This window comes from Faecalicatena orotica (genome assembly GCF_905197545.1).
Lineage (GTDB): Bacteria > Bacillota > Clostridia > Lachnospirales > Lachnospiraceae > Faecalicatena_A > Faecalicatena_A orotica.
Genome location: NZ_CAJJZH010000007.1, coordinates 163,940 through 176,659, shown reverse-complemented (window position 1 = coordinate 176,659; position 12,720 = coordinate 163,940). Strand labels below are relative to the sequence as shown.

Genomic DNA, 12,720 nt, shown 5'->3' with positions numbered 1-12,720 from the left:
ACTTACATATTGTTCAAAAAATTTTAATATTTATTTTCAGTCATCAAATTTTAAAACAATTCACACAATTTAAGGAGATTTAAGATATGGACATACTTGAACACATCAAAAGCCTTTATCCTACATTTACTAGAAAGCAGAGAAGCATTGCCGATTATCTGATTTCCAACCCGGAGGATATCTGCTATGTCACACTTGCACAGCTCAGCCAGCAGGTAGGCGCCTCCGAACTGACCCTGCTGAGATTCTGTGAAAAAATCGGCTGCTCCAGTTTTCTGGAATTGAAGGATAAGTTCCGTGATTATACACAACATATGATAAAGCTGCTGTCTGCCCCTACCTATTTTCTTCCGGAGCAGACTGTGGCCAATGATGCAGACAAAGAATCTCTTCTGCGTGATATCTGTATCCAGGAATCTGTCACAGTTACCGACTTTTTCGCTGCCGTAAATCTCGCTGATATTATGACTGCTGCCAGCCTGATCCAGAAAAGCCAGCGTATTTTTATCTTTGCGCATGATATTTCAAAAACACTCGGGGAATTTTTATCAGCCCGCCTGCAGCTGCTTAACTTCCATGCGGTCCTGATCGATCTCGACGACCTTGCCCAGACCCAGCAGTTTCTGCAGCAGCTGACAAAAGAAGATCTTGCCATATTCTTTTCTTTTCCCAAATACTATTATCCGATTGGGAGCATTGCCAAAAAGGCTATTGAAAAAGCAGGATCTCTCCTTGCAATTACAGACAACGTAACATCCCCCGTGGCACAGTGCTGCAGCCACCTGCTCCTCTGCCAGACCTCGACAAGGATGTTCTATAACTCTCTGACTGTCCCGATGGCACTCCTGAACCTTCTCGCATCCTGCCTTGTCATTGACATGGTCCCGGCATCAGAAAGAGAGGAATTTATTGATACACTGCCATCCTAAAGAATCCGTGTCCCAGATTCTGTTCTTCTGAAAATCTGCTGTCAGAAATATTTTCTCATTTCTGCCGGTATATTTAAAAACACATTACATATTCAAGGAGGTTCTACATGAAGGAAATTGGAGGATTTTTCCCGTATGAAAAGGCAATGCCAACCGAAAACCATTATGCACAGCGTGTATGTCCGGATGCAGGAGATGTCAGGCATCTGATGTCAGGCAGGTGCGCGATTTACCTGTGTCTTAAAGATTCCATGCTGACAGATACAAGGAGGGTCGCTTATCTCCCCGCCTACACCTGTGAAACAGTCAGCGGATGCTTTGTAAAGGCCGGCTATCAGATTTATTATTATGATGTAGATGAGCATATGGTCCCACTCTTTGACGAAAACCTGATCAGTAAGATCAGTTTCCTGCTCATATGTGGTTACTATGGATTCACCACATTTGATACCGGTTTTGTGAAACGATGCAGAAAGAACGGCGTGACTGTCATGCAGGATACCACCCATACAGCATTTTCTATGGAGGCAACCTGCCCGGATACCGACTATGTGGCAGTCAGCCTCCGCAAATGGATGGGTGTCACCTCCGGAGGTCTCGCATTCAAACGCAGTGGAACCTTCCATGTGACGCTTCTTCCCCCTGATGAAAAGCACCTGGCAATTCGTGACCACGCTTTACAGGCACGCAGGGGGTACGAGGCCGGCGGAGACACCGCGCTCCAAAAAGAGGGCTACGATGCATTCTGGGAAGCAGAATGGATGCTCCGGGAAATTTTCGATATACAGGAAGGGGATGCACAGTCTCTAAATGCTATCCGCCACTATCCTCTGGACGAAGCCATCCAAAAGAGGCGGGAGAATTATGCGTATCTGTTGGAGCATCTGCCTGAGAATCCAGCCATCCGTCCGGTATTCCCGGTCCTTTCCGGAGATGCATGCCCGATGTTCTTCCCCTTCCTCTGCGATGACAGACAGCCGCTCATGGATTTTCTCACTGCAAACGATATTGCTCCGAAGGTTTACTGGCCGGTTCCGCCATTCATAGAGATTGCTGATTTTCCGCATGCACAGTATGTATATGCCCATATCATGTCGATCAGCTGTGACCAGCGGTATACTCTTGAGGATATGCAGCGGGTAGTGGATACATTTGCCGCTTTCGGCAGTCATATGTGATCCCCGGATGGCTGCACAGTATTGACAAATCATTAAAAGTACGTCAATATGAGATTAAGAAAATACTGGTGGGGAAAAGGAGCTTATACCATGTTGCTGATTAAAAATATAGATGTATATGCGCCAACATATATTGGCCGCAAAGACGTATTCATATGTGAAGATAAAATTGCATGCATTGCAGACGAAATCGGAATGCTGCCGTTTGACTGCCGTATTTTGGATGGGGAAGGCCTGATACTCGCCCCCGGCCTGATTGACCAGCATGTTCATGTGACGGGCGGCGGCGGCGAAGGCGGCTTCCACACCCGCACCCCTGAACTGGAACTGTCTGAACTAATCGGAAGCGGTATCACGACGGTAGTCGGCCTGCTTGGCACAGATGGAATGACACGCAGCGTGGAGAATCTGTATGCAAAGACAGCCGCCTTGAATGAAGAAGGGGTAACTGCCTATATGCTTACAGGGGCTTATGGATATCCCGCACCGACGATCACCGGAGAACCTGACAGGGACATCGTATTTCTGGAGCGTGTACTGGGAATGAAACTGGCAATCTCTGACCACAGGGCACCCAATGTCACAGCAGAAGAACTGATACAGATTGCAAGCAAGACCAGAGTTGCCGGCATGCTCAGCGGCAAGGCAGGCATTCTGGTGCTCCACATGGGCGATGCCGAAAGCGGTCTGGATCCGGTCCTGACAGCCCTCTCCCAAAGCGCCATACCGATCCGCGTCTTCCACCCGACCCACGTAAACCGGAACCCGGACTTACTGGAAGCAGGATATGCTTTTCTGGACAAGGGCGGGTATATCGACCTTACCTGCGGTATGCCGGGACAGCCGTCCCCCGGAGAATGTATCGTGGCCGCCATGAAGCGCGGGCTTTTGCAGCAGCACATTACAATCAGCTCTGACGGACACGGGAGCTGGTCAAATTATGCCGAAGACGGAACTCTTCTGGAAATTGGAGTCTCCAAAGTAGACACCATGTTCAGAGAATTGAGAAAGCTGGTACAGGAACTGTCTGTACCACTGGAACAGGCCCTGACTTATTTTACCACAAATGTAGCCGAGTCTCTGGAAATCCATGACAGGAAAGGCCACGTCCGGGAAGGAGCAGATGCTGATTTGATTCTGCTCAATAAGGATCTGGAACTTAAGACAGTCATTGCCAGAGGCCAGATCATGATGGAAGACGGAGCAATCAGGCGGTTTGGAACTTATGAGTAAAATAGAGTTTCGCTTGCGAAACTCGCGCCTGCGGCGGTCGCATCGCGACATCTACCTTATACGCCGCAGTGCGCATCCCCCGGAGGGCTTTTTATTTCATAGGACGTACTTTCCTATGAAATAGAAAAAAAGGATGCCAGGCGGCATCCCTTTTTTCTACTGGATTTCCAGTACCTTATAGTCCTGATCTTCCACAGCCTTTTTCAACAGGTCATCAGCAATCTCCGCATTAAGAGTTACAACCGCCGTTCCTGCTTCATGGCTCACTGCTGCTTCATCTACCTCTGCAAGAGCCTCCAGACTTTTCTTTACCCTTGCCTCACAGTGTCCGCACATCATGCCTTCGATTTTCATTGTTTTTTCCATTGTTAATTCCTCCTGATTTTTTCTTGTTTTTATTTTTTTATCTTTTCCAGCATCATACATCTTAAATAAATTAAGACGCAGAGCATTGGTAACTACACAAAAGCTGGACAGGCTCATTGCCGCAGCGCCGAACATCGGATTTAGTTTCCATCCGAGAAGGGAGTACCATACCCCTGCCGCCAGAGGGATTCCGATGACATTATAGAAAAATGCCCAGAACAGATTTTCGTGGATATTCCTGAGTGTTGCACGGCTTAACCGGATTGCAGCAGGAACATCGCTTAACCTGCTCTTCATCAGCACAACGTCCGCGGCATCGATTGCAATATCCGTACCTGCTCCAATCGCGATACCGATATCTGCTCTCGTAAGTGCCGGAGCATCGTTGATCCCATCCCCGACCATTGCAACTTTGCCTTTCTTCCTAAGTGTACGGATGACACTCTCCTTTCCTTCCGGAAGAACTCCCGCAATTACCTCATCAACTCCGGCCTGCTGCCCGATCGCTTTCGCAGTCCGTTCATTATCACCTGTCAGCATAACCACACGGATTCCCATGTTCTGCAGTTCTTTTACAGCCCTCGGGCTGTCCTCCTTGATAACATCGGCAACTGCAATCACTCCGGCCAGCTTACCATTGCGGCTGAAAAATAATGGTGTTTTTCCACTCTCAGCCAGCTGTTCTGCGCTTCGTCTTATTTCATCTGAAACCTCTGCATTTTCGCTGATGAATTTAAGATTGCCGCCTGTCAGGATATCTTCGCCCATTCTTCCGGAAAGTCCATTCCCCGGTACAGCCTTGAAATCCGAGACCTCTTCCAGATCCGCTATTTCATTCTCCCCTGCCTTTTTCAATACAGCGTGGGCCAGAGGATGCTCACTTTTCTTTTCCAGTGCATATGCCATTGCAAGAAGTTCTTCTTCTGAAATTCCCTCAGCCGGTATGATGTCCGTTACCCTTGGCTCTCCGCTCGTAATCGTTCCGGTCTTATCCAGAGCCACGATCTGCATCTTGCCCGCCTCTTCCAGAGATACGGCCGTCTTGAACATAATTCCATGCTTTGCACCCATTCCATTTCCGACCATGATAGCAACCGGCGTCGCCAGCCCCAATGCACACGGACAGCTGATGACAAGTACGGAAATCCCCCTTGCCAGGGCAAAACCAATACTCTGTCCTGCAAGCAGCCAGGCAATGATTGTAACGGCCGCAATTCCGATCACGGCCGGTACAAATATCCCAGATACCTTATCTGCCACCTTGGCAATGGGTGCTTTCGTCGCTGCCGCATCACTTACCATCTGAATGATCTGGGAGAGTGTTGTATCTTCTCCGACTCTGGATGCCTGACATTTAATAAAGCCGGAATGATTTAATGTCGCTGCCGAAACTGTATCACCGGCAGTCTTATCCACGGGTATGCTTTCCCCGGTAAGAGCCGACTCATTAACCGCACTGCTGCCCTCGATCACGATACCATCCACGGGTATATTTTCCCCGGGCCTTACTACAAATATGTCCCCTTTTCTAACCTGCTCTATCGAAACTTCTGTCTCGGCTCCATTCCTCATGATCGTCGCAGTCTTCGGCGCAAGTTTCATAAGGCCCTTTAGTGCATCCGTCGTCCTTCCTTTTGAACGTGCCTCCAGCATTTTCCCGACCGTGATCAGCGTCAGGATCATTGCTGCAGATTCAAAATAAAACTCATGCATATAGGTCATGACCCCGGCCATGTCATTATGCATCTGGGCATCTGTCATGGCAAATAGTGCATAGGTGCTGTATCCATATGCGGCCCCCGCACCAAGGGCAACCAGCGTATCCATATTGGGGGCCCTGTGCCACAGGCTCCGGAAACCGCTGATAAAAAACTTCTGATTAACAACCATGACCGCCGTTGTCAGTAAAAGCTGTATCAGGCCCATTGCCACATGGTTCCCTTCCAGCCAGGCCGGCACCGGCCAATTCCACATCATATGCCCCATCGAGACATACATCAACGGTATTAATAAACACAAAGAAGCCGTCAGCCTCTTCTTTAACAAAGGGGTCTCTTTATCTTTTAAAAACTCACTGTCAGCCGCCGGTTTCCCCGCAGCCCTGCTATCTGCCCCCGCAGACTTCTGTGCTGCTCCGTATCCAGCCTCTTCCACGGCTGCTATCACATCTGAAGGTGCGGCCGTTCCTTCTATTCCCATAGAATTCGTAAGCAGGCTGACAGAGCAGGATGTAACCCCCGGCACTTTGGCTACCGCCTTTTCTACCCTGGCACTGCAGGCCGCACAGCTCATACCTGTTACCGTATATTGTTCCATCTTCTGCCTCCTATCTCATTAATTTCTGTAGGGTTACGACAAGCTCATCAATCGTCTCATCCTTCCCATTCTTAATATCCTCCGCAACACAGGTCCGGATATGGCTGGCAAGAAGCACCTTGTTAAAACTGTTCAGGGCTGCATTCACTGCCGATACCTGTACGAGGATATCTGTACAATAAGTATCGCTCTCTACCATCTTTTTAATACCCCGCACCTGACCTTCAATACGGTTCAGACGGTTGATAAGATCTTTATATTCTTTTTCAGAACGTTCCTTTGTCTTATGACAACATTCTTTTGTCTCTTCCATGATTAACACCTCACTTTATACTCGCATTATATACCCCCACCGGGTATATTGCAAGATCTTTTTCAAAAACGGTGTCTTACTTCGAATTTTCTTTCTAAATTTTATAAATTATTAATTGAATTCCCATTTTGGATATGATACTCTTAATCCATCAAAACGGCAGGCGATTCCGCCGGCTCAGAGCCGTTTGACATCTCATTTCGGCGTTTCACTATCGAAACTGTATCCGCGAATGAAAAAACCAAAACAAAGAAGAAATCAGTGCAGTATGCAAAGAAAGGAGCATTGCCTATGCAAAAAGGGCTAAAAAAGTATTTTCCACAAATCAGGACACGAAAGGAGGTGTTAGATGAGATTAACCGCAGTCCGGTATGTTCGTGGCAGTTTGCCCAGTGGAATGATGAACAGAAAAAAGAATTTCTGGATGTATGCACGGGTGTACGGGGAGTAAAAATGACATATGATTCATTCTTTAAAGAAATTATGAATCCCGATGTTCATCCGGAACGTCTGGAAGAACTGCTTTCCTTATTACTGGGGCAGAATATACATATCCGGCAGGTGCTTCCCAATGACTCGGTCCGGCTGGCCGACGAAAGTTCGCTTCTGATTACGGATATCGTGGTCGAACTGGAAGAGGGAAGTCTGGCAAATATTGAAATCCAGAAAATCGGATATGCATTCCCCGGCCAGCGCGGAGCCTGCTATTCCGCCGATTTACTGCTGAGACAATACAAAAGGGTCAAAGGACAGAGGAAAAAGAAGTTTACATATCAAGATGTAAAAACCGTCTATACCATTGTATTTTTCGAAAAAAGCACATCTGAGTTTCACGAAATCGAATCCGCATATATTCACAGGGCAAAACAGGTATTTCAGACAGGACTGAATTTGAATATGCTGCAGGAGTATGTTTTAATCCCACTTGACATTTACAAAGAAAGCACGCACAATAAAACTATAAATAACAAGTTGGAGGCCTGGCTGAGTTTTTTGTGTGATGACAGCCCGGAACGGATTTTAGAGATTGTAGGTAAGTATCCCGTCTTTCAGGAAATGTATGAAGAGGTATACGAAATCTGCGGTAATATCGAAGGGGTGATGGATATGTTCTCTAAGGAATTACTGGAATTAGACCGCAACACAGTGCAGTATATGATTGAAGAGCAGCAGGAACAACTGGATGCATTGCACAAAGAGGTGGATGAAAAGCGGAAAGAAGTTGAAGAGCAGAAGAAAATTCTGGAGGAGCAGAAGCGAAAGTACGTAGAGCAACAAAGAAAATACGTTGAGCAACAGAAAATGTTTGATGAACAGCAACGTAAATACGAAGTGCAACAGAAAAGGCTAGAAGAGCAACAGAAAATGTTTGATGAACAACAGCGTAAATACGAAGATCAACAGAAAAGGCTAGAAGATCAACAGAAAATATTTGTTGAACAACAGGAAAAATATGAAAAACAATGCCAGCAGATAGAAATAGAACGGCTTGAGAAGGAAGGTATCAAAAAAGAATTAGAAGAATTAAAAAATATTGTAAATAAGTTGTCAGAGGGTAAATTATAGTATTAAGATCTCCCTGCCGGTAGCAATGCATTAGGCATTGTTTCGTCAGGGAGATCTTTTAGCTGAAACTATTTTGGCTGTTTTCCGATATAGGCAAGGATTCCTCCGTCTACATACAGGACCTGTCCGTTCACAAAATCAGATGCTTCTGACGCAAGGAATAAAGCTGGTCCCATCAGATCTTCCGGGACTCCCCATCTTGCTGCGGGCGTCTTGGAGATGATAAACTGGTCAAATGGGTGTCTGCTGCCATCTTCCTGTATCTCGCGGAGAGGAGCGGTCTGTGGTGTTGCGATATAGCCCGGTCCGATACCATTGCACTGAATGTTATACTCACCGTACTCGGAGCAGATATTCTTGGTCAGCATCTTCAGTCCGCCCTTTGCCGCTGCATATGCGGATACAGTTTCGCGCCCCAGTTCACTCATCATCGAGCAGATGTTAATAATCTTGCCATGCCCTTTTTCGATCATGTCCGGAATCACTGCCTTTGACATGATAAACGGCGCTGTAAGGTCGATATCCACCACCTGGCGGAAGTCTTCCGCACTCATTTCCGTCATCGGGATACGCTTGATAATTCCTGCATTATTCACAAGAATATCAATCGTTCCCAGATCATTTTTGATAGATGCAACCATCTCTTTTACCTGTGCTTCGTCTGTCACATCGCAAATGTAGCCTTTCGCATCAATGCCTTTTGCCTTATAATCAGCGAGTGCCTGATCCAAATGTGCCTGACTCCTGCAGTTAAATGCAATTTTTGCTCCTGCCTGTGCATAAGCCTTTGCCATAGCAAAGCCAATCCCATATGCGCCGCCTGTCACCAGTGCGACTTTACCTTCTAATGAAAAAAGATTTAAAATACTCATTTCTAAATTTACCTCCTGATTCTTATAAATGCTTCAGCGCTTCCGCAAGCGCCAGAATTGTAAGTGACTGTCCATATGCCATTGGTGCAACAAGGATATTCTTATAGTGTTCTGCATCCATGCCCATTCCAGTACCACCGGATACATTTAGCACGGTTCCGTCCTTGTCAATATTCTTTAAGATCCCTTTAACTGCTTTCTCTGCACATGGCAGATAAGAATCATCCAGAATTCCGTAGCGGATACCTTTTAAGATACCGGCTGTAATTGCTGCCGAACCAGATACTTCTTCGTAACTTTCCGGGTCGGGAAGAACAGTGTGCCACAAACCGTTTTTGCTCTGTAATTCTTTTAATTTTGCAACCTGGGCTTTATATGTATCTATAATGATAGATTTGACGCCCGGGTTCAGGCTTCCTTTAAACATATCAACATAGTCGAGTATGCCTAATGTAAACCAGCTGTTCCCACGACACCAGAATACGCCGCCGAAATTGTTGTTGCCATTGAAGGTCCAGCCGTGATAAAACAATCCTGTCTTTTTATCATACAAGTATTTGATATGCATAAGAACCTGATGAATCCCTTCGTTGATCCATTCTTCATTCTGATATTTCTGTCCCATTTTATTCAAAAATAAAACTGTCATGAATAAGGTGTCAATCCACATCTCATTTTCATTGAGACGCACGCCCTGACGATCACCATTGGCGCTGGTCACATGCTGGAAACCGCCTTCTTTGGTTCTCGGGAGGCAGGTCATCAGCCAGTTTGCCCAATCCTTACAAAGGTCTTCAAACTTTGGATCATGATAATATTCATTTAACTCGCTTAAGGTTAAAAGAGGTGTGGTTGTATTGATATTCCGGGATGGAAGCCCGAGCTCCATGTTTTCGAGATACCAATTATGAAGAAATTCTTTGTATTCTTCATTTTTCTCTGCCCGCATAATTTTTAGGAGTCCGTAAAGCCCCACTCCCTGCGGCCAGTCCCACTCTTTGATACCAAAATCTCTTTTAAAAAAGCCGATGGCTTCTCCACCATTTTCCGCAAGTTCCTTTTCATTTTCGGGACCACCCAGACTCAGCAGCTTTTCGATTACGAGATTCAGCTTTTTTCTGAGCTCCGTTTCATTTATATTCATGGTAACATTCCTTTCATCTCTGTTTTATTTTCCCAATACGCTCTCTAGTCTTTTGCGTCAATTTATTATATAATAATACAAAAGCAGGTAAAATATTAAAAAGCAGGTGATACATTTGGAAAAACTCTCCTATTACGCCTCCATTGAGGGTATTTCACTGGAACACATGGTTCGTTATGGCAAGTTTGACATGCGGGTTAAGCATTTCCACAACGAATATGAAATTTTTTATATATTAGAAGGAACACGGAGTTTCTTCTTTAATAATCGTAATTTTGTCGCCTCCAAAGGGGACTTGATTTTAATCGACACGAACCTGATTCATATGACCAAGTCTGTATCGAGTAATGACAGCGGCCACAACCGAATCATCCTGTATCTCACGCCTGACAAAGTGCAGGAATTTGATACGAAATATCCAACACTGCACCTGACCCGCTTCCTTCACCAGCATTATGGTGTGTATCATCTGACAGAAGCACAGCAGAGGGCATTTATGGACCTTTACTATCTCATCAAAAGAGAATGTAATGAGAAAAAACATAATTATAAACAGGCAGTTGAACTTGCAGTCACAACGTATTTTCTGTATCTGACCCGTGAACTTGATATCCGTATGCCGGAAACTCCGCTTCTTCCACAGGAGGGGAAGCATCGCCATGTGTACGAAATCGCTGACTATCTCTCTCAGAATTATGAGCAGGACATTTCCTTAGAGGCATTGGCGGATCAGTTTTTCTTAAGTAAGTATTACATTTGCCGTCTGTTCAAGGAAGTCACCGGCTATACGATTCGTGAGTATGTCAATGTGATCCGTATCCAGCATGCAAAACAACTACTGGAAGAAACGGATTACAGCATTTCCAAGATTGCAGAAAGTGTCGGCTATGGAAGTACCACACATTTTGAGCAGACATTTAAAACATATATGACTATGTCTCCACTAAAATATCGTAAGAATCTGGATATTATTAAGCCTCTGATTCTGCCGGTGAACCCTTAAAATTCCTGTTACATTAAGCCCAGTACAGTTGGAAGCCATGTACTGAATGCGGGTACAAAGGTAACGAACAGAAGTGCTACGACAATAGCCCCAAAGAACGGGATCAGGCGTCTCATCACATCTTCAATCTTGAGTTTCGCCACACTGCACCCGACAAATAATACACTGCCGACTGGTGGTGTAATCGTTCCAATGGAAAGGTTCATGACCATCATAACACCAAACTGAATCGGATTCATCCCTATACTTGTTACAACCGGAAGGAAGATTGGTGTAAAGATTAAAAGTGCCGGTGCCATATCCATGAATGTACCTACAATTAGAAGGATCATGTTAATCAGTAACAGGATGACAATCTTGTTGTCTGATACCGACAGCATTGCTGCGCTGATTGCCTGTGGAAGTCCTGTAAACGAAAGAACAAACGACAGGATTGAGGAAGCGCCGATGATTAACATAACAATGGTTGTCATTACTGCCGCATCCACTAATATCTTTTTGATATCTGTAATCTTAATTGTCTTATAAACAAATACCGCTAAGATAAATGCATACAAAACTGCTACACCAGATGATTCTGTTGGTGTGAAATATCCCGATAAGATACCGCCGATGACAATCACAATAAGCAGTAAGCTTGGAATTGCATCCCAGATTGTCTTAAGTACAATTTTTCCGGTTAATTTTTCATCCCTCTTTACAACATACCCTTTTTTCTTTGCATATACCAATGCAACTACCATACAAAGGAATGCCCACAATAGTCCCGGAATCCATCCGGCCATGAATAAAGTCGCTACAGATGCGCCGCCGCATGCTGCTGAATAAACAATAAATGCGTTGGTTGGCGGGATGAGCTGTCCAACCGGTGCAGATGCGATATTGGCTGCCGCTGCAAATCCATCATCATACCCCTGTTCTTTTTCCAGTGGGTTCATAACACCACCGATTGCTGTTGCTGCTGCGATACCTGATCCTGATAATGAACCAAACATTGCATTTCCTGCGACATTGGTCAGTGCAAGAGATCCCGGCACTTTTCCTAAGATTAACATTGCGAGATTTATGAGCCGTTTCGCAATACCCCCGTTACTCATCAGTTGTCCTGCCAGAATAAAGAATGGTACAGCTAACAAACTGAAACTATCGATACCACCGACTAATTTTTGTGCTGAGATAAACATTCCGAACTGAGGAGTCAGGAACATGATGATGGTAACCAAGGCTGCTGAAATAATACTAAATGACACTGGAACGCTCATTGCCAGCAGGAAAAAGAATACGATAATTAATACTAATGCTGCTTGTAATTCCATTTATTTTTCCTCCTTCTTCAGTTCTTTAAACTCTTTTATAAATCGGATCAAACGTTCTGCTGCGTATACTACCATGAGAACACCACAGACCGGTACCCCGATGTAATAGAACTGCATCGGAATTCCCAGTGCAGGTGAAACCTGTCCGGCTGCATTCATGCTGACCATAATCCCGCCTGCAGTCATAACGAATACGCTGAGGAAGAGAACAAGAATCTCGATAAAAATCTTATCTTTTAAAGTGCCCTTTTTTGTAAATGTATCCGTAATAAATGTCACGGCAATATGCTGTTGTTTGCCATATGCATATGGAACACCGACCATTGTCATCCAGATCAGTGCATAGCGGACTAATTCTTCTGTCCAGTCACTTGGGTTCTGTAAAATAAATCGTGTTACGATCTGCCATATGCAGCCTGCGACCATTACCACTACCAGAATTGCAAGGACATATTCTAATATTTTATTCAGTATCTTCATTTGC

General features: G+C 45.2%; 11 protein-coding genes. 5 read left to right on the top strand and 6 right to left on the bottom strand.

The window, feature by feature from the left end:
* Window positions 1–86 precede the first annotated feature (86 nt).
* From ABIN22_RS15635 to iadA, 3 genes are all read left to right on the top strand, one after another.
* Complete coding sequence (locus tag ABIN22_RS15635) at window positions 87–929, top strand: MurR/RpiR family transcriptional regulator (RefSeq protein ID WP_109732201.1); 843 nt, start codon at window positions 87–89, stop codon at window positions 927–929.
* Between the two features lie 107 nt (window positions 930–1,036).
* Window positions 1,037–2,107, top strand: coding sequence for a DegT/DnrJ/EryC1/StrS family aminotransferase (locus tag ABIN22_RS15630; protein WP_346909813.1), 1,071 nt, complete (start codon window positions 1,037–1,039; stop codon window positions 2,105–2,107).
* Between the two features lie 90 nt (window positions 2,108–2,197).
* Complete coding sequence (gene iadA / locus ABIN22_RS15625; protein WP_346909811.1) at window positions 2,198–3,340, top strand: beta-aspartyl-peptidase; 1,143 nt, start codon at window positions 2,198–2,200, stop codon at window positions 3,338–3,340.
* A 156-nt stretch (window positions 3,341–3,496) separates the two neighbouring features.
* Here iadA and ABIN22_RS15620 read toward each other — a convergent pair whose 3' ends face one another.
* Both ABIN22_RS15620 and ABIN22_RS15615 read right to left on the bottom strand, forming a co-directional pair.
* The gene (locus ABIN22_RS15620; RefSeq protein ID WP_346909809.1) at window positions 3,497–6,022 is read right to left on the bottom strand and encodes a heavy metal translocating P-type ATPase; all 2,526 of its coding nucleotides are present in this window, start codon (window positions 6,020–6,022) and stop codon (window positions 3,497–3,499) included.
* Between the two features lie 10 nt (window positions 6,023–6,032).
* Complete coding sequence (locus ABIN22_RS15615; protein ID WP_109732197.1) at window positions 6,033–6,335, bottom strand: metal-sensing transcriptional repressor; 303 nt, start codon at window positions 6,333–6,335, stop codon at window positions 6,033–6,035.
* A gap of 291 nt (window positions 6,336–6,626) precedes the next feature.
* Here ABIN22_RS15615 and ABIN22_RS15610 point away from each other — a divergent pair, with 291 nt between their 5' ends.
* Entirely contained in the window at window positions 6,627–7,901 is a 1,275-nt protein-coding gene (locus tag ABIN22_RS15610) for a PD-(D/E)XK nuclease family transposase (RefSeq protein WP_346909806.1), read from the top strand.
* Between the two features lie 68 nt (window positions 7,902–7,969).
* Here ABIN22_RS15610 and ABIN22_RS15605 read toward each other — a convergent pair whose 3' ends face one another.
* Both ABIN22_RS15605 and ABIN22_RS15600 read right to left on the bottom strand, forming a co-directional pair.
* Window positions 7,970–8,773, bottom strand: a complete 804-nt coding sequence (locus tag ABIN22_RS15605) for a gluconate 5-dehydrogenase (RefSeq protein ID WP_346909804.1) — start codon at window positions 8,771–8,773, stop codon at window positions 7,970–7,972.
* A 22-nt stretch (window positions 8,774–8,795) separates the two neighbouring features.
* Window positions 8,796–9,917, bottom strand: a complete 1,122-nt coding sequence (locus ABIN22_RS15600) for a glycoside hydrolase family 88/105 protein (RefSeq protein WP_346909802.1) — start codon at window positions 9,915–9,917, stop codon at window positions 8,796–8,798.
* Between the two features lie 106 nt (window positions 9,918–10,023).
* Here ABIN22_RS15600 and ABIN22_RS15595 point away from each other — a divergent pair, with 106 nt between their 5' ends.
* The gene (locus tag ABIN22_RS15595) at window positions 10,024–10,920 is read left to right on the top strand and encodes a helix-turn-helix transcriptional regulator (protein WP_346909800.1); all 897 of its coding nucleotides are present in this window, start codon (window positions 10,024–10,026) and stop codon (window positions 10,918–10,920) included.
* Window positions 10,921–10,928: 8 nt separating this feature from the next.
* Here the strand turns inward: ABIN22_RS15595 and ABIN22_RS15590 are convergent, their stop codons facing one another.
* Window positions 10,929–12,236, bottom strand: a complete 1,308-nt coding sequence (locus ABIN22_RS15590) for a TRAP transporter large permease (RefSeq protein ID WP_346909798.1) — start codon at window positions 12,234–12,236, stop codon at window positions 10,929–10,931.
* A complete protein-coding gene (locus tag ABIN22_RS15585; protein WP_109734042.1) occupies window positions 12,237–12,716 on the bottom strand; it encodes a TRAP transporter small permease in 480 nt (159 codons plus the stop codon).
* Window positions 12,717–12,720: the final 4 nt, after the last annotated feature.

Excerpts from the sequence above, each read along its gene's own strand:
- ABIN22_RS15590 (WP_346909798.1), bottom strand. The coding sequence starts at position 12,236 with ATGGAATTACAAGCAGCATTAGTATTAATTATCGTATTCTTTTTCCTG.
- ABIN22_RS15615 (WP_109732197.1), bottom strand. The coding sequence starts at position 6,335 with ATGGAAGAGACAAAAGAATGTTGTCATAAGACAAAGGAACGTTCTGAA.
- ABIN22_RS15620 (WP_346909809.1), bottom strand. The coding sequence starts at position 6,022 with ATGGAACAATATACGGTAACAGGTATGAGCTGTGCGGCCTGCAGTGCC.
- ABIN22_RS15600 (WP_346909802.1), bottom strand. The coding sequence starts at position 9,917 with ATGAATATAAATGAAACGGAGCTCAGAAAAAAGCTGAATCTCGTAATC.
- ABIN22_RS15610 (WP_346909806.1), top strand. The coding sequence starts at position 6,627 with ATGCAAAAAGGGCTAAAAAAGTATTTTCCACAAATCAGGACACGAAAG.
- ABIN22_RS15630 (WP_346909813.1), top strand. The coding sequence starts at position 1,037 with ATGAAGGAAATTGGAGGATTTTTCCCGTATGAAAAGGCAATGCCAACC.
- ABIN22_RS15585 (WP_109734042.1), bottom strand. The coding sequence starts at position 12,716 with ATGAAGATACTGAATAAAATATTAGAATATGTCCTTGCAATTCTGGTA.
- iadA (WP_346909811.1), top strand. The coding sequence starts at position 2,198 with ATGTTGCTGATTAAAAATATAGATGTATATGCGCCAACATATATTGGC.
- ABIN22_RS15605 (WP_346909804.1), bottom strand. The coding sequence starts at position 8,773 with ATGAGTATTTTAAATCTTTTTTCATTAGAAGGTAAAGTCGCACTGGTG.
- ABIN22_RS15635 (WP_109732201.1), top strand. The coding sequence starts at position 87 with ATGGACATACTTGAACACATCAAAAGCCTTTATCCTACATTTACTAGA.